26 protein-coding genes are annotated in these 25,953 nt (G+C 64.5%); 12 read left to right on the top strand and 14 right to left on the bottom strand.

Annotation, left to right across the window (positions count from 1 at the left end; translation table 11 throughout):
* Nucleotides 1-29 precede the first annotated feature (29 nt).
* Together JQ591_RS14015 and trxB are read right to left on the bottom strand one after the other, a co-directional pair.
* Complete coding sequence (locus JQ591_RS14015; RefSeq protein ID WP_007614700.1) at nt 30-953, bottom strand: LysR family transcriptional regulator; 924 nt, start codon at nt 951-953, stop codon at nt 30-32.
* Nucleotides 954-958: 5 nt separating this feature from the next.
* Nucleotides 959-1,924, bottom strand: coding sequence for a thioredoxin-disulfide reductase (gene trxB / locus JQ591_RS14010; RefSeq protein ID WP_211396594.1), 966 nt, complete (start codon nt 1,922-1,924; stop codon nt 959-961).
* Nucleotides 1,925-2,189: 265 nt separating this feature from the next.
* Between trxB and JQ591_RS14005 the strand changes: the two genes are divergently transcribed.
* Nucleotides 2,190-2,669: an Lrp/AsnC family transcriptional regulator gene (locus JQ591_RS14005; RefSeq protein WP_211396593.1), complete on the top strand. Its 480-nt coding sequence runs from the start codon at nt 2,190-2,192 to the stop codon at nt 2,667-2,669.
* 249 nt (nt 2,670-2,918) lie between these two features.
* Here the strand turns inward: JQ591_RS14005 and greA are convergent, their stop codons facing one another.
* From greA to JQ591_RS13990, 3 genes are all read right to left on the bottom strand, one after another.
* Entirely contained in the window at nt 2,919-3,392 is a 474-nt protein-coding gene (gene greA, locus JQ591_RS14000) for a transcription elongation factor GreA (protein WP_007596674.1), read from the bottom strand.
* Nucleotides 3,393-3,604: 212 nt separating this feature from the next.
* Nucleotides 3,605-7,069, bottom strand: coding sequence for a carbamoyl-phosphate synthase large subunit (gene carB, locus JQ591_RS13995; RefSeq protein ID WP_211396592.1), 3,465 nt, complete (start codon nt 7,067-7,069; stop codon nt 3,605-3,607).
* Nucleotides 7,070-7,213: 144 nt separating this feature from the next.
* Nucleotides 7,214-8,383, bottom strand: a complete 1,170-nt coding sequence (locus tag JQ591_RS13990; RefSeq protein WP_211396591.1) for an MFS transporter — start codon at nt 8,381-8,383, stop codon at nt 7,214-7,216.
* Between the two features lie 112 nt (nt 8,384-8,495).
* Between JQ591_RS13990 and JQ591_RS13985 the strand changes: the two genes are divergently transcribed.
* Entirely contained in the window at nt 8,496-8,867 is a 372-nt protein-coding gene (locus tag JQ591_RS13985; protein WP_211396590.1) for an ArsR/SmtB family transcription factor, read from the top strand.
* 278 nt (nt 8,868-9,145) lie between these two features.
* On the opposite strand, the gene JQ591_RS13980 is transcribed toward JQ591_RS13985, so the two are convergent.
* Nucleotides 9,146-9,847 (bottom strand): class I SAM-dependent methyltransferase, encoded by a 702-nt coding sequence (locus tag JQ591_RS13980; RefSeq protein ID WP_211396589.1) that lies wholly within the window; start codon nt 9,845-9,847, stop codon nt 9,146-9,148.
* 113 nt (nt 9,848-9,960) lie between these two features.
* Between JQ591_RS13980 and JQ591_RS13975 the strand changes: the two genes are divergently transcribed.
* The gene (locus JQ591_RS13975; protein ID WP_211396588.1) at nt 9,961-10,485 is read left to right on the top strand and encodes a Dps family protein; all 525 of its coding nucleotides are present in this window, start codon (nt 9,961-9,963) and stop codon (nt 10,483-10,485) included.
* A 103-nt stretch (nt 10,486-10,588) separates the two neighbouring features.
* Here the strand turns inward: JQ591_RS13975 and JQ591_RS13970 are convergent, their stop codons facing one another.
* Both JQ591_RS13970 and carA read right to left on the bottom strand, forming a co-directional pair.
* Complete coding sequence (locus tag JQ591_RS13970) at nt 10,589-11,113, bottom strand: cupin domain-containing protein (RefSeq protein WP_211396587.1); 525 nt, start codon at nt 11,111-11,113, stop codon at nt 10,589-10,591.
* A gap of 164 nt (nt 11,114-11,277) precedes the next feature.
* On the bottom strand, nt 11,278-12,468 hold the full coding sequence (gene carA, locus JQ591_RS13965) for a glutamine-hydrolyzing carbamoyl-phosphate synthase small subunit (RefSeq protein ID WP_211396586.1): 1,191 nt from the start codon (nt 12,466-12,468) through the stop codon (nt 11,278-11,280).
* Between the two features lie 146 nt (nt 12,469-12,614).
* On the opposite strand from carA, the gene JQ591_RS13960 reads away from it, so the two are divergent.
* The 4 genes from JQ591_RS13960 (at nt 12,615) to JQ591_RS13945 (ending at nt 16,919) form a co-directional block, all read left to right on the top strand.
* Nucleotides 12,615-13,343 carry an alpha/beta fold hydrolase gene (locus JQ591_RS13960; protein WP_211396585.1) on the top strand — a complete coding sequence of 243 codons (729 nt, stop codon included), beginning with the start codon at nt 12,615-12,617 and terminating at the stop codon, nt 13,341-13,343.
* A gap of 33 nt (nt 13,344-13,376) precedes the next feature.
* Entirely contained in the window at nt 13,377-13,832 is a 456-nt protein-coding gene (locus JQ591_RS13955) for a GatB/YqeY domain-containing protein (protein WP_211396584.1), read from the top strand.
* Nucleotides 13,833-14,050: 218 nt separating this feature from the next.
* Nucleotides 14,051-15,187 (top strand): epoxide hydrolase family protein, encoded by a 1,137-nt coding sequence (locus JQ591_RS13950; RefSeq protein WP_211396583.1) that lies wholly within the window; start codon nt 14,051-14,053, stop codon nt 15,185-15,187.
* A 121-nt stretch (nt 15,188-15,308) separates the two neighbouring features.
* Entirely contained in the window at nt 15,309-16,919 is a 1,611-nt protein-coding gene (locus tag JQ591_RS13945; RefSeq protein ID WP_211396899.1) for an acyl-CoA synthetase, read from the top strand.
* Between the two features lie 14 nt (nt 16,920-16,933).
* Here JQ591_RS13945 and JQ591_RS13940 read toward each other — a convergent pair whose 3' ends face one another.
* Nucleotides 16,934-19,162: an ATP-binding protein gene (locus tag JQ591_RS13940; RefSeq protein ID WP_211396582.1), complete on the bottom strand. Its 2,229-nt coding sequence runs from the start codon at nt 19,160-19,162 to the stop codon at nt 16,934-16,936.
* A 316-nt stretch (nt 19,163-19,478) separates the two neighbouring features.
* On the opposite strand from JQ591_RS13940, the gene JQ591_RS13935 reads away from it, so the two are divergent.
* The gene (locus JQ591_RS13935) at nt 19,479-20,252 is read left to right on the top strand and encodes a DUF2189 domain-containing protein (RefSeq protein ID WP_211396581.1); all 774 of its coding nucleotides are present in this window, start codon (nt 19,479-19,481) and stop codon (nt 20,250-20,252) included.
* A gap of 27 nt (nt 20,253-20,279) precedes the next feature.
* On the opposite strand, the gene JQ591_RS13930 is transcribed toward JQ591_RS13935, so the two are convergent.
* Complete coding sequence (locus tag JQ591_RS13930) at nt 20,280-20,471, bottom strand: hypothetical protein (protein ID WP_211396580.1); 192 nt, start codon at nt 20,469-20,471, stop codon at nt 20,280-20,282.
* The gene (locus JQ591_RS13925; RefSeq protein ID WP_211396579.1) at nt 20,471-21,277 is read right to left on the bottom strand and encodes a transglutaminase-like domain-containing protein; all 807 of its coding nucleotides are present in this window, start codon (nt 21,275-21,277) and stop codon (nt 20,471-20,473) included. The genes JQ591_RS13930 and JQ591_RS13925 overlap by 1 nt, the downstream gene beginning before the upstream one ends.
* A gap of 368 nt (nt 21,278-21,645) precedes the next feature.
* On the opposite strand from JQ591_RS13925, the gene JQ591_RS13920 reads away from it, so the two are divergent.
* Nucleotides 21,646-21,870 carry a hypothetical protein gene (locus tag JQ591_RS13920; protein WP_211396578.1) on the top strand — a complete coding sequence of 75 codons (225 nt, stop codon included), beginning with the start codon at nt 21,646-21,648 and terminating at the stop codon, nt 21,868-21,870.
* An 18-nt stretch (nt 21,871-21,888) separates the two neighbouring features.
* Here JQ591_RS13920 and JQ591_RS13915 read toward each other — a convergent pair whose 3' ends face one another.
* The 3 genes from JQ591_RS13915 to JQ591_RS13905 are packed head-to-tail and all read right to left on the bottom strand — an operon-like array spanning nt 21,889 to nt 23,175.
* Nucleotides 21,889-22,401, bottom strand: coding sequence for an SRPBCC family protein (locus JQ591_RS13915; protein WP_211396577.1), 513 nt, complete (start codon nt 22,399-22,401; stop codon nt 21,889-21,891).
* Nucleotides 22,398-22,868 carry an SRPBCC family protein gene (locus JQ591_RS13910; RefSeq protein WP_211396576.1) on the bottom strand — a complete coding sequence of 157 codons (471 nt, stop codon included), beginning with the start codon at nt 22,866-22,868 and terminating at the stop codon, nt 22,398-22,400. The genes JQ591_RS13915 and JQ591_RS13910 overlap by 4 nt, the downstream gene beginning before the upstream one ends.
* Nucleotides 22,861-23,175 carry an ArsR/SmtB family transcription factor gene (locus JQ591_RS13905; RefSeq protein ID WP_211396575.1) on the bottom strand — a complete coding sequence of 105 codons (315 nt, stop codon included), beginning with the start codon at nt 23,173-23,175 and terminating at the stop codon, nt 22,861-22,863. Before JQ591_RS13905 ends, JQ591_RS13910 begins: the two co-directional genes overlap by 8 nt.
* A 116-nt stretch (nt 23,176-23,291) precedes the next feature.
* On the opposite strand from JQ591_RS13905, the gene JQ591_RS13900 reads away from it, so the two are divergent.
* Genes JQ591_RS13900 through JQ591_RS13890 form a run of 3 tightly spaced genes read left to right on the top strand, consistent with a single transcriptional unit; the run spans nt 23,292 to nt 25,951 of the window.
* Nucleotides 23,292-24,740: an LVIVD repeat-containing protein gene (locus JQ591_RS13900; RefSeq protein ID WP_211396574.1), complete on the top strand. Its 1,449-nt coding sequence runs from the start codon at nt 23,292-23,294 to the stop codon at nt 24,738-24,740.
* A gap of 29 nt (nt 24,741-24,769) precedes the next feature.
* A complete protein-coding gene (locus JQ591_RS13895; protein WP_249136953.1) occupies nt 24,770-25,285 on the top strand; it encodes a hypothetical protein in 516 nt (171 codons plus the stop codon).
* Nucleotides 25,286-25,330: 45 nt separating this feature from the next.
* Nucleotides 25,331-25,951, top strand: a complete 621-nt coding sequence (locus tag JQ591_RS13890; protein WP_211396572.1) for a LysE family translocator — start codon at nt 25,331-25,333, stop codon at nt 25,949-25,951.
* Nucleotides 25,952-25,953: the final 2 nt, after the last annotated feature.

Genomic DNA, 25,953 nt, shown 5'->3' with positions numbered 1-25,953 from the left:
GTCCAAGCCGCATGTCAGACATGCGGAAATCAGGACGGCCAGCGCTGCGCCTTGCTCACCACGAAGTCGCGGAACACTTGCACGCGCGCGACCGTCTTCAGCTCTTCCGGATAGACAAAATACGTATCGAGCTGGATCGAATCCGATTCGCCGAACAGCTGCACGAGACGGCTCTGTTCTTCGATCAGATAGTCCGGCAGCGCGGCGATGCCGAGGCCCTGCTGACAGGCGCGGACGAGGCCGAGAATGTTGTTGACCCTGAAATAGGCTTCGCGCGGACCCGAGCCGTTGCGCCCCGCTTCGACCAGCCAGTTGCGGTTCTGAAGATGCGGCGCGAAGTTGCCGTCGGAGAGCGTGATGATGCGGTGGGAGTCGAGCTCCTCCAGCGTGCGCGGCGTGCCGAAGCGCTTGATGTAATCAGGCGAGCAATAGGCGTGGAAGCCCATCGCGAAGAGCTTGCGCTGGATCAGATCCGGCTGCGTCGGCTTGCGGGTGCGGATCGCGACGTCGGCCTCGCGCATCGACAGGTCGAGCTCCTCGTCGGTGACGATCAGCGAGATCCGGATTTCCGGATAGAGCGCCGTGAATTCGCCGAGCCGCGGGATCAGCCAGTTGATGCCGACGCCGGGCGTGGTAGTGATCTTGAGATCGCCGCTCGGCCGCTCGCGGCTGTCGGTCAGTTTCGCGCGCGCCGCCTGCAGCTGCATGAACACGTCATGCGCGGTGCGGAACAAGAGGTCGCCCTGTTCGGTGAGGATCAGGCCGCGGGCGTGGCGGTGGAACAGCGAAACCGAGAGCTCCTGCTCCAGCGCCGAGACCTGGCGTGACACCGCCGATTGCGACAGGCCGAGCTGCTCGCCCGCATGCGTGAAGCTGCCCGCTTCCGCCGCCGCGTGAAACACCTTCAGCTTGTCCCAGTCCATATCCGTAAATCCGTCGCGTGTTCGTGCCATGATGTTTATTCCGCTGCCGCGCGCTCGCTGGCGCGCAGGGCCAAGAATCGTTCGGCTTCGAGAGCCGCCATGCAGCCGAGGCCGGCCGCCGTGACCGCTTGACGATATGTTTCGTCGGCGACATCGCCGGCGGCGAACAGGCCGGGCACCGAGGTGGCGGTCGAGTTCGGGGCGACCTCGACATAGCCCGACGGTTTCAGCTTGATCTGCCCGGCCACAAGCTCGGTCGCCGGCGCATGTCCGATGGCGACGAAGACGCCGTCGGTCGGCACATCGGTCAAGGCGCCGGTCTTGACGTTCTTCAGGCGCACGTGGGTGACCTTGTTCGGGTTCTCGGTGCCGCAGATCTCGTCGACAGCCGAGTCCCAGATCACCTTGATCTTCGGGTGCTTGAACAGACGCTCCTGCAGGATGCGTTCGGCGCGGAAGTGATCGCGACGATGCACGATGGTGACCTGCGAGGCGTGGTTGGTGAGGTACAGGGCTTCCTCGACCGCGGTATTGCCGCCGCCGACCACCACGACTTCCTTGCTGCGGTAGAAGAAGCCGTCACAGGTGGCACAGGCCGACACGCCGCCGCCCTGGAATTTCGCTTCGGACGGCAGCCCGAGCCAGCGCGCCTGGGCGCCGGTGGCGAGGATGACGGTGTCGGCGAGATAGACGTCACCGCTATCGCAGGTGAGGCGGAACGGCCGCTGCGTGGTGTCGAGCTTCGTCACCAGATCGGTCTTGATCTGGGTGCCCACGTGCAGCGCCTGCTTCTCCATCTGTTCCATCAGCCAGGGGCCCTGGATCACGTCGGCGAAGCCCGGATAGTTCTCGACATCGGTGGTGATGGTGAGCTGGCCGCCCGGCTGGATGCCCTGGATCAGGATCGGCTCGAGCATCGCGCGCGCGGCGTAGATCGCCGCCGTATAACCTGCAGGGCCGGAGCCGATGATGACGACCTTGGCATGGACAGCGGCGGACATTTCGACAGATGCCTTTCACGGGGGATTGCAGCGCGGGCGCGGAACGTGCCGGGAGGCCTCGCGGAGACGCTGAAATATCAGAGGTAATCTAAGCCTTCTGGTGAGCTATGCAAGAATTGCATTCCCTGTCGGCGGATTTTTCCAACAGGGAACAAAAGTCGATTGCGCTGCACGCGCAATAAAATTGCGCCGGGCGTTCGGTCTGGGCTATGAGGATTGCGACAGACCCACCAATACCGCCGCAAAGGCCAGGAGTTCCAATCACGTGTCGCGGAACCTAGACGAGATCGACCTGAAAATTCTCACCGAGATTCAGGCCGACGGTCGAATCACGAATGTCGAGCTGGCCAAGCGCGTCGGCATTTCGCCACCGCCCTGCCTGCGCCGCGTCCGGACGCTGGAGGAGGAGGGGTATATCCTCGGCTATCGCGGGCTCCTGGACGCACGAAAGCTCGGCTTCGACGTCACGGTGTTTGCCGCGGTGCACCTCTCCAGCCAGGCCGAGGCCGATTTGCGCGCCTTCGAGGAGTTCGTCCGCGCCGAGCCTCTGGTACGCGAGTGCTGGATGCTGTCGGGCGAAGTCGATTTCATCCTGAAATGCGTCGCACCCGACATGGCCACTTTCCAGGATTTCGTCACCCACCTGACCGCCGCCCCGCACGTCCGCAACGTGCGGACCTCGCTGGTGCTGCACAATTCGAAATACGAGGCGGCCGTGCCGCTCGATGTGAAGGGAAGAAGGTAGCTCGCGCGATCTCGTGCCCCGGACGCAGCGCAGCGCTTCTTCAGCGGTGCGCTGCGGAGCCGGGGCCCATCTCACCGCGTCCGACCGCGTTGCCTTCTGGATCCCGGCTCAGCGCAGCAGCGTAAGAACGCTGCAGCGCATCCGGGACACGAGAGTGAGGGCGCGAGCACATCACTCTCACAGCAACATGCAGAAACAAAAAGGCCGCGCAGTGCGCGGCCTTTTCAAATCACACGCGACGGCAAATCGCTACCGCCACTCCACCTTGGTGATCTCATAAGCCTTGGCGCCGCCGGGTGCGTTGACCTCGACGGTTGAACCCTTTTTCTTGCCGATCAGCGCGCGCGCGAGCGGCGAGGTGATGGAGATGCGGCCCTTCTTGGCGTCGGCCTCGACCTCGCCGACGATCTGCCACACCGTCTTCTTTTCGGTGTCCTCGTCGACCAGTGTCACGGTGGCGCCGAACTTGATGGTGTCGCCGGACAGTTTCGAGATGTCGATGATGTCGGCGCGCGCCAGCTTGTCCTCGAGCTCGGCGATACGGCCTTCATTGTGGGACTGCTCTTCCTTCGCGGCGTGGTATTCCGCGTTCTCCGACAGGTCTCCGTGTGAGCGCGCCTCGGCGATATGCTCGATGATCCGCGGACGGTCCTCCGACTGGCGCTTCTTCAATTCTTCCCCGAGCGCGGCAAAGCCGCCCGCTGTCATCGGTACCTTTTCCATCTCTTCTCTCGTCCTTCGGTCGCGCGCGCTCTGAAATGTCAGCGCGCACGCAACTTGATTCGTCAGTCTGTCCGGGGGCTCAACGCGCACGCCGCCGGACGTTCATATGGGCTTGGCGCCGGAACAGAACAACCATATGGCCGGACAGTTCCTCCGGCCATAGTGGCTTCATCGCCAATCACTTATCGGAAGGTTGGCCCTTCCGCTCGCGATCAGGTTTCCGAAAAGTAGCTCTGCAGGGTTCGAACCTCAAGGTCCCCGCCCAGATAGGCGCGGATGCCCTGCGCGGCCGCCACGGCCCCGGAAAGAGTGGTGTAATACGGCACTTTATGCAAGAGGGCCGCGCGCCGCAGAGAACGGCTGTCCGCGAGCGCCTGCGGGCCTTCGGTGGTGTTGAAGACGAGCTGGACGTCGCCATTGGTGATGGCGTCGACGATGTGCGGCCGGCCCTCCAGCACCTTGTTCACCTTCTCGGTCGGGATGCCCTGGTCGGTCAGGAAGCGGGCCGTGCCCGACGTCGCCAGCACCTTGAAGCCGAGCGAATGCAGCTCGCGAACGGCCTCGGCGATGCGCGTCTTGTCGCTCTCGCGAACCGAGACGAACACCGTGCCCTTGCGCGGCACCCGCGTGCCGCCGCCGAGCTGGCTCTTGGCGAACGCCACCGCGAAGGAGCGGTCGATGCCCATGACCTCGCCGGTCGAGCGCATCTCCGGACCCAGCACGGTGTCGACGCCGGGGAAGCGGGCGAATGGAAACACCGATTCCTTCACGCCGACATGCTTGAGCTCCGCCTTCTTCAGCTTGAAGTCGGCAAGCTTCTCGCCGGCCATGACGCGCGCGGCGATCTTCGCGACCGGCGTGCCGACCACCTTGGCGACGAACGGCACCGTGCGCGAGGCGCGCGGGTTGACTTCGAGCACGTAGATATCGCCGTCCTTGATGGCGTATTGCACGTTCATCAGGCCGACGACGTCGAGGCCCAGCGCCAGCTCGCGGGTCTGCCGCTCCAGCTCGTCGATCATCTTGGCATCGAGCGAATGCGGCGGCAGCGAGCAGGCGCTGTCGCCGGAATGGATGCCGGCTTCCTCGATGTGCTCCATGATTCCGACGATGAAGGTGTCCTTGCCGTCGCAGAGGCAATCGACGTCGATCTCGGTCGCATCGGACAGATAGCGGTCGAACAGCAGCGGGTTCTTGCCGAGCACGGTGTTGATCTGCCCGGTCTTGTCGTTCGGGTAGCGCGCCTTGACGTCAGACGGCACCAGCTCCGGCAGCGTGCCGAGCAGGTAATCGTTGAGCTGGTTCTCCTCGCGGATGATCTGCATCGCGCGGCCGCCAAGCACGTAGGACGGGCGCACCACCAGCGGAAGTCCGAGATCCGAGCAGACGAGCCTCGCCTGCTCGACCGAATAGGCGATGCCGTTCTTCGGCTGCTTCAGCCGCAGCTTGTCGAGCACGCGCTTGAAGCGGTCGCGGTCTTCCGCAAGGTCGATGGCGTCGGGCGATGTGCCGAGGATCGGCACTTCGGCGGCTTCCAGCGCACGCGCGAGCTTGAGCGGGGTCTGGCCGCCGAACTGCACGATCACGCCGTGCAGCGTGCCGTTCGTGCGTTCCTTCGCGATGATCTCCAGCACGTCCTCGGCGGTGAGCGGCTCGAAATAGAGCCGGTCGGCAGTGTCATAGTCGGTCGACACAGTCTCCGGGTTGCAGTTGACCATGATGGATTCGTAGCCGGCGTCATGCAGCGCGAAGCAGGCGTGACAGCAGCAATAGTCGAATTCGATGCCCTGGCCGATGCGGTTCGGGCCGCCGCCGAGGATGATGACCTTCTTCTTGTCGGACGGCGAGCTCTCGTCCGCCGGCGCGCCCGCGAACGGCGCCTCATAGGTCGAGTACATGTAGGCGGTGGGCGAGGCGAACTCGGCCGCGCAGGTGTCGATGCGCTTGTAGACCGGGCGGACGCCGAGCGCGTGGCGCTTCGCCGTGACCTCCGCTTCCGTCGTATCCGCGATCACCGCAAGACGGGCATCGGAGAAGCCCATGGCCTTGAGCGTGCGCATGCCGAACGCGTTGCCCGGCAGGCCGTTCTTGCGCACCTTCGCTTCCATGTCGACGATGCCGCGCATCTCGCCGAGGAACCACGGATCGATCTTGCAGGAATTGAAGATCTCCTCGTTCGACCAGCCGAGCCGCATCGCCTGGGCGACCTGGAGCAGCCGGTTCGGCGTCGGCGTGCCGAGCGCGGCGCGGATCGCATTCTTGTCGTCGTCGCGGCCGAGACCTTCGATCTCGATCTCGTCGAGGCCGGTGAGCCCGGTCTCGAGTCCGCGCAATGCCTTCTGAAGGCTTTCCTGGAAGGTGCGGCCGATCGCCATGACTTCGCCGACCGACTTCATCGACGTGGTCAGCGTGGTGGAGGCGCCGGGGAATTTCTCGAAGGCGAAACGCGGCACCTTGGTGACGACATAGTCGATCGTCGGCTCGAACGAGGCCGGCGTGGCGCCGCCGGTGATGTCGTTGGCGATTTCGTCAAGCGTGTAGCCGACCGCGAGCTTGGCGGCGACCTTTGCGATCGGAAAGCCGGTGGCTTTCGAAGCCAAGGCGGAAGAACGCGACACGCGCGGATTCATCTCGATGACGACCATGCGGCCGTCTTCGGGATTGACGCCGAATTGCACGTTGGAGCCGCCGGTCTCGACTCCGATCTCGCGCAGCACAGCCAGCGAGGCGTCGCGCATGATCTGGTATTCCTTGTCGGTCAAAGTCAGCGCCGGCGCCACCGTGATGGAATCGCCGGTGTGCACGCCCATCGGATCGAGGTTCTCGATCGAGCAGACGATGATGCAATTGTCTTTCTTGTCGCGTACCACCTCCATCTCGTACTCTTTCCAGCCGAGCACGGATTCCTCGATCAGCACTTCGTTGGTGGGAGACGCATCCAGGCCGCGCTCGATGATGTCGAGGAACTCTTCCTTGTTGTAGGCAATGCCGCCGCCGGTGCCGCCCATGGTGAAGGACGGGCGGATGATCGCGGGCAGGCCGATCTCGGACAGCGCCATCAGCGCCTGGCCGAGCGCATATTCCTGGTAGCGCTTGCGGCGGTCGCTTTCGCCGAGCGCCCATTGCCGCTCGAGCTCTGCGAGCGCAGCACCCGAGGCCTTTGCGCGTTCGGCCTGGTACTTGTCGCGGAAGGACTTCTTCAGGGCGGAGGCGTTGGCGAGCCGCGACTTCGGCGTCTCGAGCCCGATCTTGGTCATGGCCTCGCGGAACAGCTGGCGGTCCTCGGCCTTGTCGATCGCGTCCGCGGTCGCGCCGATCATCTCGACGTCAAACTTTTCGAGCGTGCCTTGCTGGCGCAGCGACAGCGCGCAGTTCAGCGCGGTCTGTCCGCCCATGGTCGGCAGCAGCGCGAAGCCGCCGGGGATGACGTGACGTTCCTTCTCGATGATCTTTGCGACGATCTCGGGCGTGATCGGCTCGATGTAGGTCGCATCGGCCAATTCCGGGTCGGTCATGATGGTGGCTGGATTGGAATTGACGAGGACGATGCGATAGCCCTCTTCCTTCAGCGTCTTCACCGCCTGAGTGCCCGAATAGTCGAACTCGCAGGCCTGACCGATCACGATGGGACCGGCGCCGATGATCAGGATGGTGGTGATGTCTGTACGTTTGGGCATCAACTCTCGCCGAAGTGGAATTTGGGCACAAAAAAAGGGCGCGCCTGCTGCGCGTCCCTTTGGCCGAGAGCGCGGTGGTCCCCCCTCGCGCGCGGGTGGGTCTTAGACCAGTTTTCGGGGCGGCGAAACCCCGAAAACCGCCCATCAACCGGCAATTTTGACCGGTTTTGGCCGGGCCTGCCAGCCCCGGGCGAGATGCACCAGAAGAGCCGCCGAAACGCTCAATCCGCCGACCCAGCCGAGATCGGCCGGGCTCCACGTCGCAAGCACGGCGCCGCCCAGGGCTCCGCCGATCGCAAAGCCGAGATACATGGCCGAGGCGTTGAGCGAGAGCGCGATCATCGAGGCCTGCGGCTCGATCCGGATGATGCTGGCGACCTGGGCCGGGTAGAACGCCCATCCCGAGATGCCCCAGAGGAAGATCGCGCCCAGCACCGCATAATGCGCCTGTCCCGGCATCAGCTTCAGGACCAGCGAATGCAGGATCAGCGCGCTGGCCATGCCGGCGAGCCCGAGACCTGCTGTGGCGAGCGTGCCGAGCCGGTCGGCCAGGACGCCGCCGAGCATGTTCCCGATCGCGGCGGCGCCGCCGAACACCAGCAGCGCAAGGCTGATCTGCGAAGCATCGAAGCCGAGGCCGCGCAGCGGAACCGCGAAATAGGTGAACACGGTGAAGCCGCCGAGCGCCCATAGAATCGTGATCAGAAGCGCGACCAGGACATTGCGGTGACGCGCCACCGCCAGCCGATCGCTGAGTGAGGCCGTGTTGCGGGGCAGGCCGCGGGGCAGGCCGAGCAGGAGGCCGGCGAGCGCAACGGCGCCGATCAGGGCGACCATGGCAAAGGTCGCGCGCCAGCCGAGCAGGCTGCCGACGAGATTGCCGAGGGGAACGCCGATGACGGTCGCAACCGTGAGGCCCGAGGTAACCAGCGCCACCGCGCGGCCGCGCCGCTCCGGCGCGGCGACGGCCACGGATACGGCCAGCGCGGTCGGCATGCACAGCCCGGAGCCCAGCGCCATCAGCATGCGCGAGGCCAGTAGCAGAGGGTAATTGGACGCCACCATCGCCGCGAGGTTTCCGGCGATGAAGGTCGATAGCGCCAGGGCCAACACCGTGCGGCGGTCGATATTGTTCAGTGTCACCGCCAGGATCGGGGAGCCGACCGCGTAGGTGAGGGCGTAGGCCGTGACCAACTGCCCGGCGGCGGAGACGGAAATCGACAGGTCGGTTGCGATCGCCGGCAAAAGCCCTGCAATGACAAAGCCTTCCGTGCCGATCGCAAAGGCCGCCAGGGCCAACCAGAACACGCTCATTGGAAAATTCCCTATGTTCAACGTTTATTGAACTATCAATTGGACTGGTTCAGGAGTCAATTAGTTCAAGAACTATTGAACATCGGGGCCGTTTTGCTATGATCGTCAGACCATGAGCCGCACGCCTCCCCACCCCACCCGCGAGCAAATCGAACTGCCGATGGTCCTGGATTGCCTGAGCGATCCGATCCGATTGGCGATCGTGTACCAACTCGCCCAGCAGGAACATGTCAGTAGCGAACTGTGCTGCGGCGACTTCAACGCGCTCAGCGGCAAGTCGAATCTCGCCTATCACTTCGCCAAGCTACGCGAATGCGGCCTGATGCAGACCCGCGTGGCGGGCACCAACCGCTTCGTGCGGCTGCGCCGCGAGGATCTGGACGCACGTTTCCCCGGCCTGCTCGATGCCGTCATCACCTCCGCAGCGAAGGACGCCGACCGGCTTCACCTTGTGTCGGAATGTGAGGGCGTCAAGGCAGATTGAGCTGCGGAGACAGTCCGTCTTCGCTTTCGCTTCGCTCCAGCTACGCCGGACACGCTTCGCCCCTGCGGGTCTTGCGTGGCTGCGCCACGCGTAGCCCCGCAGGGGCGAAGCGTGGAGACCCGGCCTGGATTTGAACCAGGATAAAGAGCGATGCATCGCCCTCGCGTAAACGCTTCCGCCACCGGGCCGCGGCGATCATTACCGATCAGGGTGCGACAAGCCACCTCAGGCAGACGTTATGCTTAACGGACCCAGGAATCTTACCGAACCCAGGAATCTTAACGGACTAGGGGCGGCCGCGCGATGAACGTCATGCGCCAGCGATTGTGGCCGATATTGCCGTGAGCGCGCTGGACCGCGAAGCCGGCCGCCTTGAGCTTGGCGGTGATCTCCTCCTCACTGTAGCGCTGCAGCCCGATGCGCGTGCGCAGATGACGGTAATCTGACAGAGCGGTGCTGATCAGCCCGACCAGCGCATCTTTCAGAAAGCCGTGACGCAGGCCGAAGCTGAGCAGCGCCATGACGTCCCTGAACATGCCGACATTGGGCTGGAGGATATCGCCCAGCACCAGCTTGCCGGAAGGCTTCAGGATACGGCGGAAGTTGAGGAGCGCGGCGTCGAGCTCGTCCGGCGTCATGTATTGCGCGACCGAGTTCATCACGACGAGATCGATCGACTGCTCCTGCATCTTGCGGACGTCGTCGAGCGAGCGGACGCGGATTTTCGTGTTCGGGGCAAACCGCGCGATCAACCGGCCGCGCACGCCGGGCGCAGGCTCGGCGAGGATCAGCTTGCCGCAGGCCGCCGCGACCTGGCTCGCCGACAGCGCCTCGCCGCAGGCATAGTCGAGCACGGTCGCCTCGGGCGAAGAGATGTAGCCGGTGATGTCCCGCGCGATGATCTGAAAGTGCAAGTCGCGATGCAGCTTGCTGACGTAGATCGTGTGCGTCGAGTCGTAATAATCGATCCAGTCGTCCATGGTATCCGAGGGCCCCGGCCAAACGGTTCCGGTAAAGGAACCGGCGCGTCCCGCCTGCGTTAGGGGTGCGGCGGCGCGCCGTCAATGTCCGCGTCCTAACAGGAAGGTTTCCCGTGAGCAAAGCCCCTAGCAAGGTCTCGCCCGACCTCGACACCCCCACCGATCTGTCGTCCCAGGCGGTCAACAAGGTTTCGGAGGCGCTCAACGTGCTTCTGGCCGATGCGTTCGCGCTGTATCTGAAGACCAAGAATTTCCACTGGCACGTCAGCGGCCGGCATTTCCGCGACTATCATCTGCTGCTCGACGAGCAGTCCGACCAGATCTTCGCCACCACCGACCAGCTCGCCGAGCGCGTCCGCAAGATCGGCGGCACCACGCTGAAGTCGATCGGCCAGGTCGCCAAGCTCCAGACCATCAAGGACAACAACGAAGACTACGTCCCGCCGCGCGAGATGCTGCGCGAGCTGATGCAGGACAACAAGCATGTCGCCGCGGCAATGCGCAAAGCACACGAGGTCTGCGACGACGCCGGTGACGTCGCCAGCGCCAGCATCCTCGAGAACTTCATCGACGAGACCGAGCGCCGCACCTGGTTTCTGTTCGAAGCCACAAGACAGGAAGGCGGCAACGAGGCGTAGTCTTTGTCTTTCGTGGGATTGCTTCCACAATGTCGTCCCGGCCTAGTGCGCAATTGCGCACTAGGCCGGGACGACGGCGGTGTGTGTGGTTAGCCTTCGCGACTCACGACCGCCACAACCGCATCAACGCCCCATCCTTGCCCGTCACCGGATCGGCCGGCGGCAGCGCAACCTTCGGGATCGTCTTCAGCGCTTTGGCGTGGTTCTCCGCCGTTGCCCGGGTGATCTCCATCTTCGCGCCCGGCGGATAGGCGCCGATCACGCAGAAATCCTCGCTCGCCTTGATGCATTGATGCCCGGTGCCGGCCGGCAGGATCGCGACGTCGCCGGCCTTGATCTCCAGCTCCTGGCCGTGGTCGCCACCGAAGCGGACGCGGGCACTGCCGCGCGCAACGCCGAGCACCTCGTGCACCGTCGCGTGATAATGCAGATAGTCGAAGACGCCATTGCGCCACGTGCCGCCCCAGCCGTTCGCGCCAAACAGGTGTTCGATGGTCTCTTCCGGATGCTTCGCGTCGAGCTTCACCGCGGCCTGGTAGACCAGGAAGGGGAGGATATTGTTCGGCACGAGGCCATCATCCTCGAACACGATGGCGAGCGGCTCGGCATTGTCGCGGACGACAGACATAAGGGGCTCCTGCGTGAACGTAGCAGGGATCAACGAAGGGAGTTAAGCGGCGTTCCTCGTTCCGCTGTCATTCCGGGTTCGCGCTGCGCTGCGCCCCGGAACGACAAGAGCCCGGGAGAAGGCCCGGGCTCGATGTCGTCAAAGCAGCTGCAAGAGAGCGCGCCTTACGCGCCCTTCTTCTCCCGCATCAGATCCGCAAAACGCTGGAACAGATAGTGCGAGTCGCGCGGACCCGGTGAGGCCTCGGGGTGGTACTGCACCGAGAACACCGGCTTGCCGTCGAGCTGGATGCCGCAATTGGAGCCGTCGAACAGCGAGATGTGCGTCTGCGTCGCGCCCGTCGGCAGGGTGCTCTCGTCCACGGCAAAGCCATGGTTCATCGAGGTGATCTCGACCTTGCCGGTTGTCTCGTCCTTCACGGGATGATTGGCGCCGTGATGGCCCTGATGCATCTTCTTCGTCTTGGCGCCGACGGCGAGGCCGAGCATCTGATGGCCGAGACAAATTCCGAATGTGGGCGTGCCCGACTTGATCACGTCCCGGATCACAGGCACGGCATATTTGCCGGTCGCGGCCGGATCGCCCGGACCGTTCGACAGGAACACGCCGTCCGGCTTCATCGCAAGAATTTCTTCAGACGAGGTCGTTGCCGGCACCACCGTCACCTTGCAGCCGACGCCGGCCAGCAGGCGCAAGATGTTGCGCTTGATGCCGTAGTCGATGGCGACGACGTTGAACTCAGGCTTGTCCTGACGGCCAAAACCCTTGTCCCACAGCCACGGCGTCTCGTCCCAGGTGAAGCGCTGGCCGGAGGTGACCATCGGCACGAGGTCCATGCCCTCGAGGCCCGGCCATTCGCGCGCCTCTTCCTTCAGGCCGTGCAGGTCGAAATCGCCGTCCCTGGCGTGCGCGATCACGGCGTTGGGCATGCCCTTGCTGCGGATCAGCGCGGTCAGCGCGCGGGTGTCGATGCCGGAGAGGCCGATGATGCCGCGTGCCTTCAGCCACTGGTCGAGGTGCTTGGTGGCGCGGTAGTTCGAGGGATCGGTGATCGCGGTGCGCAGGATCACGCCGCGCGCGCCGGGTGTCGCGGCCATGTTCACCGTCTCGATGTCGTCGTCGTTGGTGCCGACATTGCCGATATGCGGGAAGGTGAAGGTGATGAGCTGCCCGGCATAAGAGGGATCGGTGAGGATCTCCTCGTAGCCGGTCATGGCAGTGTTGAAGCAGACCTCGCCGACGGCTTGGCCTTCGGCGCCGAGGCCAAAGCCTTCGAGGACCGTGCCGTCGGCAAGCACCAACAGCGCGGTCGGTTTGTGGTCCGGCCAGGCGGGATCGTTGTCATGTTGTGTCATGAGCCCGGTTCATAGTCTTCGCGGACGCCGGCGTCAAAGCGGAGATGCGCCGATTCACATGCGTTTTTGCATATTTGACAGGTCTCCTTGGGCCCTTAAGCTCGGCGGCATAATTTCCGGCAAATTCCGGGGCTTGGGAGGCAATAATGGACCAGACGACCCCGATTCTGCTGGTTCCGGGATTGGCCTCCTCGGCCCGGATCTATGCGCCGGTCATCCCGTCGCTGTGGCGGTTCGGCCCGGTGATGGTCGCCAACCATATTCGCGACGACAGCATGGCAGCGATCGCCCGCCGGGTGCTGAGCGAGGCGCCGCCGCGCTTCGCGCTCGCCGGCCATTCCATGGGCGGCTACATCGCGCTCGAGATCATGCGTCAGGCGCCCGAGCGGGTGGCCAAGCTCGCGCTGATCAACACCCAGGCGCGGCCCGACACGGAGGAGGCGACCGCGCGCCGCCGCGGTCTCATGGAGCGGGCCCGGCGCGGCGAGCTGCGTGCCGCGCGCGAGGAAATGTTTCCCGAGCTGGTGCATCCCTCGCGCCGCGACGATGCCGGCATCCGCCAGCTCGTGCATGAGCAGGGCGAGGACGTCGGCGTCGAAGGCTATCTGCGGCAGCAGACCGCGATCATCGCGCGGGTGGATTCACGGACGACGTTGGCGACGATCAAATGCCCGACGCTGGTGCTGACGGGCGATCAGGACAACACCATCCCCAACGCATTCTCGAAGGAGATGGCGGAGGGCATTGCCGGCGCGAAGCTCGTCGTCCTGGCGAATTGCGGGCATCTGCCGCAGCCGGAGCAGCCCGAGGCAACGGTGCGGGCGCTGGTCGAATGGCTGGGAACCCCGGTTGTCTCACGGCCGCGAACGGCCTAGATCAGGCGTTGGATATTCGAAGGGATTACGATCATGCTGCGCGACGACATCAACAATGCGGTCAAGGAGGCCATGAAGGCCAAGGAAGAGCGCAAGCTGTCAACGCTGCGCATGGTCAACTCGACCATCAAGAACGCCGACATCGAGGCGCGCGGCAGCGGCAAGCCGCCGCTCTCGGACGCGGACCTGCTCGGCGTGTTTCAGAAGATGATCAAGCAGCGTCAGGAGTCGGTCGAGCTTTACGAGAAGGGCGGCCGTGCCGAGCTCGCCGCGCAGGAGCGCGAGGAGATCGCGGTGATCTCGGCGTACTTGCCGAAGCAGATGTCGGACGACGACGTCAAGAAGGCGATCTCGGACGCGGTCGCGGAGACGGGCGCGGCCGGCATGAAGGACATGGGCAAGGTGATCGCCGTGTTGAAGACGAAGTACGCCGGCCACATGGATTTCGGCAAGGCCAGCGGTTTGGTGAAGGCCGCGCTGACGGGCTAGTTCTTGCCCTCTCCCCTTGTGGGAGAGGGTGGATCGCCGCGTAGCGGCGAGACGGGTGAGGGGTTCTCTCCGCGAACGAGCCTCTCGCAATTGAGCACGTTGAGAGAACCCCTCATCCGGCGCTTCGCGCCACCTTCCCCCACAAGGGGAGAAGGTGCACCTTTGATGCGGCGCTCGTTCAGTCTACTCTCTCCCGACAGATAAATCGGGAGCAACCGATGACCGCGATAAAACCCTTTCGCATCGCCATCAGCGACGACATCCTCACCGACCTCAAGTCGCGCCTCGTCCGCACGCGCTGGCCGGAGGCGGAGCTGGTCGACGACTGGAGCCAGGGTGCGCCGCTAAAATGGATCCAGGAGATATGCGCCTATTGGGCTGATGGCTATGACTGGCGGGCGCGCGAAGCAAAACTCAATCGCTTCGAGCAGTTCACCACCGAGATCGACGGGCTCGACATCCACTTCCTGCATGTGCGCTCGAAGGAGCCGTCGGCGCTGCCGATGATCATCACCCATGGCTGGCCCGGCTCGATCGTCGAATTCCAGAAGGTGATCGCGCCGCTGGTCGATCCTGTCGCGCATGGCGGCAATCCTGCCGACGCCTTCCACGTCGTCTGTCCGTCGCTGCCGGGCTTTGGCTTCTCCGGCAAGCCGAAGACCACCGGCTGGGGCGTCGATCGTATCGCCGCGACCTGGGCCAAGCTGATGGACCGGCTCGGCTATATCAGTTACGGCGCGCAGGGCGGCGACTGGGGCTCGGCGGTGACGACCTCGCTTGGCATGCAGGACGCTGAGCATTGCGCCGGCATCCACATTACGCTCGCCTTCAACGCCGCGCCGAAAGTCGAGGGCGAACCGACGCCGGAAGAGAAGCGTGCGCTCGCCGGCCTCAAGCATTACGTCGATCTCGACTCCGGCTATTCGAAGCAGCAATCGACGCGGCCGCAGACACTCGGCTACGGTCTGACCGATTCACCGAGCGGGCAGGCGGCCTGGATTCTGGAAAAATTCTGGGCCTGGACCGATTGCAACGGCCATCCCGAAAACATCTTTGACAAGGACGAGCTGCTCGACAACGTCATGCTCTACTGGGCGACGGAGACGGCGACCTCGTCGGCGCGGCTCTATTGGGAAAGTTTTGGCAAGCGCCGCACCACGCCTGTCGTCAAGGTGCCGACGGGCGTCGCTGTCTTCCCCAAGGAGATCATCACGCCGGTGCGGCGCTGGATGGAGCCGAACTTCCACAACATCACGCATTGGAGCGAGATGGAGAAGGGCGGGCATTTCGCCGCATTCGAGCAGCCGGGGCTGTATGTCGGCGAGGTCAGGAAGTTCTTCCGGACGGTGCGGTAGCCACGCACTCAGCCGTCATGCCCGGGCTTGTCCCGGGCATCCACGGCCTTAAACTCAGGGCCAGACAAGAACGTGGATGGCCGGGACAAGCCCGGCCATGACGACGCTGCCGGGACCAACCATGCTCACCGAAGCCAAGACCTACGACGAGCTCTATCGCAATTTCCGCTGGGAGATCCCGGCGCGCTTCAACATGGCGGAGGCCTGCTGCGATCGCCACGCCGACGGCACCGACCGGCTCGCGCTGATCTATGTCGACGACAACGGCGCCATCACGCGCACATCCTTCGACGAGGTTGCGGAGATGTCGCGCCGCTTCGCCAATGTGCTGAAGGCGGATGGGCTTGCCCGCGGCGACCGCGTCGCAGTGTTCCTGTCGCAGTCGCTGGAACTGCCCATCGCGCACATGGCGGCGTTCCGTTCGGCGATGATCTCCATTCCGCTGTTCGCGCTGTTCGGCGAGGACGCGCTGGAATTCCGCCTGTCGAACTCGCAGGCCAGGGCGATCGTCACCGACGAGGGGGGGTGGGAGAAGCTATCGAAGATTCGCGACCGCCTGCCGGATTTGAAGAATGTCTACATCGTTGGCGCACGAACGCCGGCGCGCACGACATCGTTCTGGGGGGCGGTCAAGGCCGCATCGCCCGACTTCGCGCTGGTGGACACGTCCGCGGACGATCCCGCGCTGATCATCTACACCTCGGGCACGACAGGCAATCCGAAGGGCGCGCTGCACGCGCACCGCGTCGTGCTCGGTCATCTCCCCAATGTCGAGATGTGCCACAACTTCCTGCCGCGCCCCGGCGATCTCATGTGGACGCCGGCGGACTGGGCCTGGATCGGCGGCCTCGTCAACGGCCTGTTCGCGTTCTGGTATCACGGCATTCCGCTGGTCGGCCACCGCGCGCGTAAATTCGAGCCGCAGGCGGCGATGCAGATGATGGCCGATCTCGGCGTCCGCAATGTCTTCCTGCCGCCGACCGCGCTGAAGCTGATGCGGCAGGCCGGCGTAACGCATTCCGGCGTCAAGCTGCGCAGCATCTTTACCGGCGGCGAGTCCCTCGGCGGCGAGCTGCTCGGCTGGGTGCGCGAGACTTTCGGCATCGACGCGCACGAGGTGTTTGGCCAGACCGAATGCAATCTCGTGATCGGCAGCAACGCGAATCTGTTTCCGATCCGCCCCGGTTCGATGGGCAAGGCGACGCCGGGTTTCGACGTCCGCATCGTCAACGACAGCGGCGAGGAGCTGCCCACGGGCCAGCGCGGCATCATCGGCGTGCGCCAGCCCTGTCCCTGCACGATGCTCGAATACTGGCGCAATCCGGACGCCACGGCGAAGAAATATGCCGGCGAATTCCTGCTCACCGGCGATCTCGGCGTGCAGGACGAGGACGGTTACTTCTGGTACGTCAGCCGCGAGGACGACGTCATCACCACCGCCGGCTATCGCGTCGGCCCGTCCGAGATCGAGCACACGCTGATGAAGCATCCCGCGGTGGCGATGGCGGCGGTGGTCGGCATTCCCGATCCGATCCGCACCGAATCGATCAAGGCCTGGATCGTGCTGCGCCCGGGCTTCGCCGCCGGCGACGCACTCGCGCGCGAGATCCAGGAGTTCGTCAAGGTGCAGCTCGCCGCCTACGAATACCCACGCTTCGTGGAGTTCGCGGAGACGCTGCCAATGACCGCGACCGGAAAGGTGCTGCGGCGCGAACTGCGGGCACGCGGGTAGGACATATCGTCGTCTTACCGCGACGGCGCCGACAGGGCGGACCGCAGCATCGCGGCGAGGTCTCGCCGCCGGAACGGCTTGGTCAGGATGCGGGCGTCGCCGACCCCGTCGGGCGCCTTGACCGGATTTTGGCTGTAGCCGGAGGTGAAGAGCACCTTGAGCCCGGGCCGCAGCTGGATTGCTTGCCTGGCAAGCTCCGGCCCGAACATGCCGCCGGGCATCACGACGTCGGTGAACAGCAGGTCGATGTCGCCGGACCGGCGCAGCAAGTCGAGCGCCGCCAGGCCGCTCGCCGCCGTGATGACGCGGTAGCCGAGCGTCTTCAGCTCGTTTTCGACATAGGTCCGTACCATGTCGTTGTCCTCGACGACGAGAATGGTCTCGCTTCCTTCGCGCGCGACGATCATTTCGGCGGGTGACGGATCCTCGTTCGGCGGCGCTGCCAGGCGGGGAAAGAACAGCCTGACGGCGCTGCCTTGTCTCGGCTCGGACTGCATCTGCACCAGTCCGCCGGACTGTCGCACAAACCCGTAGACCATGCTCAGGCCGAGCCCGGTCCCCTTGCCGACCTCCTTGGTGGTGAAGAACGGCTCGAACGCCCGGCTCGCCACCTCGGCGGTCATGCCGCTGCCGGTGTCGGTCACGGCCACCATGACATAGTCGCCTGGTCGCGGCTCGCCGTTGACGTCCAGGTCGGATTCACCGAGGGAGGCGTTGCGCGCCTCGATGGTCAGCCTGCCGCCCAACGGCATGACATCGCGCGCGTTGAGCACGAGATTGAGCAGCGCAGTCGTCAGCTGGCCGGGATCGACGCTGGTCAACCACATATCCGGTTCGAGCGCGAAGGTGCATTCGATGTGCTCGCCCAGGGGGCGGCGCAACAACAACTCCATCTCGTGAATCTTCTCGCCGATGTCGATGTCTCGCGGCCTCAGGGGCTGCTTGCGCGCGAAGGCGAGCAGGCTCCGCGTCAGGTCGGAGCCGCGCTCGGCGGCTGTCGCGATGTCGCCGGCGATCCGGTGCAACTCCTTGTTCCCCGCCAGTCGGTCGGCAAGATGCTCCGAATTGCCGAGAATGACGGTCAGGAGGTTGTTGAAATCATGCGCCACGCCGCCGGTGAGCTGGCCCATGGCTTCCATCTTCTGGGATTGGCTGAGCTTCTGGTTGAGGTCCGCGATGGCCGCGCGTTGCTGCTCAAGCGACTCGGCGGTGCCGTTGAGCAGGGTCATCAATCCGCCCAGCTCGCCGCGCGGATGGGGAGGTGGAATGCGCGCGCTGAGATCGCCGAGCCCGAGCTTCTTCGCCATGCTGGCGAGCCGCCCGACCTGGCGCCCGACGCTCACGGTCGCGAGGATCCATACGCCGGCCAGCAGCAGCAGCGAGGCTACCGCGAGAATCGCCATGTCCTCGTAAAGCCGGCGATTCGCCGCCGCGACCAGTCCGTCCTTGGACCGCCCAACCAGGATGTAGAGGCCGGCATCACGGATCAAAGGCGAGTGGGCTACGGCCCAGACCTGCGTTCGGCCCTCGCGATCGGTCACTTCCTGAAACGCCTTCTGACCGGGAGCCGTCGCGAAGCGGAGCAGGTCGGATCCCGCAATCGACGCGCCCACGGGCTCGGTCCAGCGGCCTCCCGAGGGGGCGACGAGAACGGTGCCCTTGCCGTCGACGAGCAGGATATCCTTCTCGGCGAGTAGCCGCTTGTGGTGAAACTCGGCGAATTTCCGCAGGTTGAACGAAGCGAGCAGCACCAGCTTCAGCGCGCCCGCCTCCGATCGCACCGGATATGCGATCTGGAGCACCGATATTCCGGTCAGCCGGCCGAATACCGGCTCAACCACGACGCTGCGCGAAACCAGGGCCTGCTTGAAATAGGCGCGATCCCTCAGATCGAGGGTGCGGTTGGTCCGCAGCGAGTCGCAGAACAGACTGCCGTCCGGATCGATGGTCAGGATTCCCGTGAACTGAGGGTATTCCTCGCGCACGTCCGACAGAAACGCCGAGCACGCCGCCTTGTCGCGCGTGTCGAGGTCGCGCGCACGGGCCAGACCGTAGTGAAGCTGCGCGGTGCCCTGAATCTTCTCGCCCAGATCGCTCGCAATGTCGTCGGCCGAGGCCGCCAGATTGGCCTGGGCGGCGTTGATTTCGCTGGTCCGGTTCTGCATGAAACGCAGCCCGACGAGGCTCGCCGGCACCAGCATGGCCGCGATGACGAGTATCAGTAGCCGGGTACGCAAGCTCATCGGTCGGACGGTCCGTTCTGGTCATCGCGCGTGCTCGTTCAAAGACCCAATTTGCGGTACCACCCTCCGCTCAGTCCATAGGTATCGGACCAAAAAAGTCCTCGACGGGGAAAGATTTCGGGCCGCGTGCGGCACGGATGAGCCCCCCGAAGGAAGCGCCGCGGCCGGCGCGGTGGTTTTCCCGGGTCTGCGCCGGCGGGTCCGGGATACCGTCGTCCGGCAATCAACTCGCGCGTGCGCGCAGGCCGCGGGAGCGCTAGTATCAAGGTCGATCCGCGTGCGACGCAGATCGCGCCGGCAAACGAGGAGGAAGCTGATGTCCATTTCGGGCAAGGTCGATCCGGTGGTGCGTCCCGTCGCGGCGACCGACATCGCCGAGGCGCTGGTCGAGGGCCTGCGTGATTTCCAGGCGCTGCCGCTTTACGGCCTCTGCTTCGGCGCGCTCTACGCGGCCGGTGGCATCGCCATCATGCTGTGCTTCACCGCGTTCGGCATGGTCTATCTGGTCTATCCCCTGGCCGCCGGCTTCGCGCTGCTCGGGCCATTCGTGGCGATCGGTCTCTACGAAGTGAGCCGTCGCCGCGAGCGCGGCGAGCCCGTCTCGCTCGGCGCGATCTGGTCCGCCGTGCGTGCGCGCAGCGAGATCGGCTGGATGGCCTTCGTCACGCTGTTCGTGTTCGTGGTCTGGATGTATCAGGTGCGGCTTCTGATCGCGCTGCTGCTCGGCCTGCATGCCTCGTTCTCGAGCCTTCAGGAATTCATGACGGTGGTGCTGACCACGAACGAGGGCTTGCTGTTCCTCGGCATCGGCAACGCGGTCGGCGCGGTGCTGTCGCTGATCCTGTTTTCGCTGACCGTGGTGTCGTTTCCGCTGCTCCTCGACCGCGAGGTCGATTTCGTCACGGCGATGGTGACGAGCGTGCGCGCGGTCGTGGCCAGCCCCCTGCCGATGATCGGCTGGGCAGCGGTGATCGTGATGGTCCTGATCGTCTCGGCGCTGCCGTATTTTTTTGGGCTGGTGGTGACGCTGCCCGTGCTCGGGCACGCGACCTGGCATCTTTATCGGCGGATCGTGGTGCCGGTGGCGTAACAGGGAGCCGGACGCAGCGGCAGCGGACTATTCGCCCGTTGCCAGCCGGCGCGCGCCGGATGAGGTCAGCTCGAGTTCGCCGAGGCGCCTGATCGCATAACCCAGATTGGTCAGGCGCTCGCCGTGCGCTTGCGGAATTTCGCCTTGCGCCTTGCCCTTGCCGATCTCGGCCAACGACGCAAATTCATCGGCGCTGAGGGCCGCGCTGCTGTCTGTCATCAGGCAACCTCGTCGGTCCATACCTTGAAATTGAGCAGGGTATTCGGACCGAAGGTCTGGGTGATCGGGACGTCCGCGGCATCGCGTCCTTGTGCGATCAGCACGCGGCCGATCCGCGGCGTGTTGTTGCGCGGATCGAACATGTGCCAGCTTCCACCGAGATAAGCCTCGAACCAGCCGGCGAAATCTCCCACGGCCCAGGGCTGCGGCGTGCCGATGTCGCTGAGATAGCCGGTGCAGTAGCGCGCCGGGATGTTCATGCAGCGGCAGAACGTGATGGCAAGATGAGCATAGTCGCGGCACACGCCCTTGCCTTCATCGTAGGCTTCCCGCGCCGTCTTGGTCGCGCGCGCGTGCTCATAGCCGAAAGCGATGTGACGATGAACGAAATCGCAGATGGCCTGGACCCGCGCCCAGCCGGGCGGCGTGTGCTCGAACAGTTTCCATGCGATATCCGACAGGCGATCGGTCTCGCAGTAGCGACTGCCGAGCAGATAGACGAGCGTGTCGGTCGGCAGCGCCTCGACGGCGTGCTGGGGCGCGTTCGGAAACACCGGGTCGGGCAGGCCGCTGTCGCTCACGACGCCATCGCCGGCAAGGCGAAAGGCGCCGGCCGGCGCCACGATGCGGCTGCACCAATTGCCGAAGAGGTCGCGATAGGGAGTGATCGGCACCGAGGGTCTGGTGGTCAGCAGGTCGGGCACGATGACATCGGAGGCGCGCGTGAAGTGCGTGCCCAATACCATGATCATGGGCGTCGGCTGCGGGAACTCGTACAGCATCTCGTACCCGACGCGGAGCTTCATAAGAAATACTTTCTCTAGGATAAGCACTCAACATGGCTACGAAGCGGTCGAACACAAGGCTTCGACGGCCCTATTCGATCGCAAGTAGCATTCGGCGCGTCAAAAACGCGACACGAGCGAGAAAACGATAGCTAATTGCTCCCATTGCGCGCACGGTGCGCAAATGTCGGAAAGAGCGGTCGTCCCTGCGCAAACGCGGCGCCACGACTCTACGCGCGCGACGTGAAATGGTTCATTTCTCGCACCGGCGGAGCCCGCTCATCGCGACGTCGTAACAGCGGTCGTTGTGCGTATTGCCCGTTCCCGCGGGTGAGCCGACGCGGCAGGCTCCTGCCGCAGATGCCTGAACGACTCCACAACGCTTCGATATGAGATCGAACGCCAACCGAAAGCACCCGATGCAAACTCAACCGATACCAGCTCTCTCCCCACGGCACGTCAAGACAGAAGAAGCGCTCCGGCTCGGCGTAGAGTCGGGCTGGTACGCGATCAAGGTCAGCGGAACCTTTGTCTCGGGACCGCACAATTCGGAAGCGGATTGCGGTCGCAAGATCGCCGAGATCAATCCGCCTCCGGTGAAGAAGAAGGGATGAGGGCGCAGCGTCCGCCCGCTACGGCGTCTTGATACCCATCGCCTTCAACGCTTCCAGCATCCGCGCCGGCGGCGCCATCTTGATCTGCGGCGCCTTGCCCGTTTCCAGCAGGCTCTTCAGCCCCGACAGGATTGCGGGCCAGCCGGTGCGGCCGCCGGAGAGGATGTCGTCGCTGAGCGGACGGTCGTGACGTTCGCTCATGGTGAGGCGGACGGCTTCGCCGGCGGGTTCAATCTCATAAGTGACTAGCGTGGTGCCGAGCTTTGCGACGAGGTCGGGCCAGTTGACGTTCCACGTCACCGTCAGCCTGTTCGGCGGATCGTATTCGAACACGTCGCCGGAGATGTGTTCCGCGCCGTCAGGCGCACGGACGATGAATTTGCCGCCGAGTCTCGGCTCCATCTCGACCGCAAAGCCGGAAAAGTATTTGCGGCTGAACTCGGCGGAGGTCAGCGCCTCCCACACCTTCTCCGGCGTCGCGGCGATGTAAATCGTGTAGACGGTGAGCGGTTTGAACTGATCGAGGTTCATTTTGCATCGAATCCCTTGTTGAGGGCCGCGTGCGGAATGGCCAGCGCTTTGCCGCTTTCCAGCAGGCTCTTGAGCCCGGACAGGATCGCCGGCCAGCCGTTGGAAACGGCGCCGAAATATCTGCCGCCTTCGACGAATCCGTCATGCAGCACCGTCAAACGGACGAGCGAGCCGAACGGCTCGAGCGTGAACACAACGCGCGATATCGGCTCACCGCGCAGCTCCTCGTATTTCTGGTGCTTGAAGCTGTAGGACAGTCGCCGCGGCGGATCGGCCTCGAGGATCTCGCCGGAATCGGTGGTCTCGCCATCCAGCAACAGCGCGAAAGGGGAGCCGATTTTCCAATCGGACCTGACCTCGGCGCCGAACCAGTATTGCCTGGTGAATTCGCTCGACGTCAGCGCCTCCCACAGCCTCGTTGGCGTGGTCTCGATGTAGGTGACATAGACGAATTGCGGCTTACTCATCGCGCTTCTCCAACTGGCGTTTCAACTCGCCGAGGGCGGCGAGCTTGCCGCGCTCGAATTTCCTGATCCAGCGTTCGCCGATCTGATGGATCGGAACCGGATTGAGATAGTGCAGCTTCTCGCGGCCGTGCCTGATGGCCGTGACCAGATTGGCCTCTTCCAGAATGGCAAGGTGCTTGGTCACCGCCTGGCGCGTCATCGCGAGGCCTTCGCAGAGCTCGTTCAGCGTCTGGCCGTTCCTGCCGTGAAGCCTGTCGAGCAGCGACCGTCGTGACGCATCGGCGAGCGCTTTGAAGACCTCATCCATGGCGACGATAATAAGCAACCAAATGGTTGCATGTCAAGATGGTGTCTTTGGCGCGCGCAAATGGCTGTGCTAGCGTTTGATCTCAGCCAACGCAGATTGGTTCCGGGAGGACTTTGATGTTCCGTTGCGTCTTGACTGCAGCAGGCCTCGTCCTTTTCGCCTGCAGCACTACGGCACTGGCACAACAGAAGCAGGCTATCGGCGCGCCGCCTGAAGCTTCCAACATGAAGCTGGTCGGTGTGAGCGACCTTCAGGCGCGCAGCGCGTATCAGCCGACCATCCATCGCCAGGGCGACCGCTGGATCGCCTATATCGGTCATCACGGCGGCACCGACGATGTGCCAGCGCCCGTCAATCCGATGACGGGGCAAGCCGAGCCGAACGGAACCTCGATCGTCGACGTCACCGATCCCGCGCATCCAAGGTATCTGCGGCACCTGCCGGGGCAGGCGGGCAAGTATGAATCCGGCGGCGCGCAGATGGCGCGCGTCTGCGACGGCAAGTCGCTGCCGAAAGGCGATCCCAACGCCGTCTACATGCTGCGCACCTTCGGCAGCGAGGCGCATGAGATCTGGAACGTCTCAGATCCCGCAAGCCCGGTGCTCGTCACGCGCATTGACGGCCTGAAGGACACGCACAAGAGCTGGTGGGAGTGCGACACCGGCATTGCCTTCCTCGTCTCGGGCGCGCCGGACTGGCGCACGCGGCGCATGACGCAGGTCTATGATCTCGGCGATCCCGCCCATCCGCAGAAGATCAGGGATTTCGGCCTGCCCGGTCAGGAGCCCGGTTCGACCGGCGCGGTGCCCACCGAATTGCACGGACCGATCTCGACGGGGCCGCAGGGCAACCGCGTCTTTTTCGGCTATGGCACCAACAAGGGCGGCATCCTGCAGATCGTCGATCGCGACAAGCTGTTGAACGGGCCGAAGGAGCCGACGCCGGACAATCTGCGTTTTCCCGAGATTTCACGCCTGCCGATGTCCGCCTTCAACGGCGCCCACACCACGTTTCCGATGTTCGACATGCCGGTTGCGGAATTTGCCGAGGACAAGGACGGGAAGACCCGCGACATCGTCATGATCGTGGACGAGGCGATCCTCAACGAATGCGGCGAGGCGCGGCAGATGGTGTGGTTTGCCGACGTCACCACCGAGACGCGGCCGATGATGATCTCGAGCTACACCGTGCCGGAGGCGAGCGGACAGTTCTGCCAGCGCGGCGGCCGCTTCGGCTCGCATTCGGCGAACGAGAGCATGGCGCCGGTCTATTACAAGAAGATGGCCTTCATCGCCTTCTTCAATGCCGGCGTGCGCGCGCTCGACATCCGCGACCCCTATCATCCCAAGGAAGTCGGTTACTTCATTCCTTCGATCACGAGCGCGACCGACAAGCGCTGCATCCCGATCGAGGGCGGCGACCGCTGCAAGGTCGCGATCCAGACCAACAATGTCGAGACCGACGACCGTGGCTACGTCTACATCGTCGATCGCGCCAATACCGGCCTGCACATTCTCGAACTGACCGGACCCGCGCGCGCCGTCGCCGGCCTGCCGAAGAGCTGACGATGCGGCGCGGCGCAGCGATAGCGGCAATGGCGATCGCACTCGGCGTGTCAGGGGTCGGAGCCTATCAGCTTGCGCCGGCACCCGCGGAAGAGACAGCGCGCTGGCGCGAGATCGCCTGGCCGTTCCCGCGCGATGGCTGGCCGGCCGGGCGCGCGTTCCGTTGCGACGGCGCCTGCGCCGGCGCCGAGCTGTACGTGCGCGCAAAACGCGGCTTCTGCAATTGCGAGCGCGGTGTCGCCGATGACGACGAGGTCGATCGTGTTGCGGATATCGATCTGATCAGCCCGCGCTTTACGGCCGTCGCGCCGGGTGAGGAAGTGGGCATCGGAGCGATGCGCGGCCGCGCCAGGCGCTATGATCTGGATGGGCCCGACAGCGCTCGTCTTGCCGCGATCGGCATCGCCGTCTCACGGCGCTGTGATCTTTTGGTTGCGGCTGCGCAGGGACGTGGGCAAGCCGGCGTGGTGCAGCGCGCGGTGCTCGTGTTCCTGGAGATGCCGGAGATGAAGACGTGGGTGACCGCGGCGCTGGACGGAAAGTGAGCGTCATGCATTAATGCCCCAAACCGCTCTCAGCGAGTCCTCCCCATGATGTCCGTGCAAGCCTATCTCGCCTTCCTTGCCGCATGCATCGCGCTCGCGCTGCTGCCTGGGCCGATCGTCACCCTCGTCATCGCCAACGGGCTGCGCCACGGCACGCGTGCGGCGCTGACCAATGTGGCCGGTGCGCAGGCCGGCCTCGCCATCGTCATCGGCATCGTCGCGGTCGGCTTGACCTCGCTGATGGCGACCATGGGCTACTGGTTCGACTGGGTGCGCTTTGCCGGCGCCGCCTATCTGGTCTGGCTCGGCATCAAGCTGATCTGGGCGCCGGTCGAGGGCGTGAATGTCGACCAGCCGCCGGCGCCGCCGCGCGGCGGATTCTTCCTGCAAGGATTCCTGGTGCTGCTGTCGAACCCAAAGGTGCTGGTGTTCTTCGGCGCCTTCATCCCGCAGTTCATGGACATGAACCGCGACCACTTCCCGCAGGTCGCGCTGCTGGGAGCCACCTTCATGGTCACTGCGGTGATGACGGACGCGCTCTACGCCATCGCGGCCGGGCGCGCCCGAAAGTTCTTCTCGGCCCGCCGCACGCGCATGATGTCGCGCGTCTCCGGCGGCTTCATGATCGGCGGCGGCATCTGGCTGGCACTCACGCGGGCAAAATAACC

It is taken from the genome of Bradyrhizobium canariense (assembly GCF_018130465.1).
GTDB lineage: Bacteria > Pseudomonadota > Alphaproteobacteria > Rhizobiales > Xanthobacteraceae > Bradyrhizobium > Bradyrhizobium canariense_C.
This window is presented reverse-complemented; position numbering and strand designations above follow the sequence as displayed.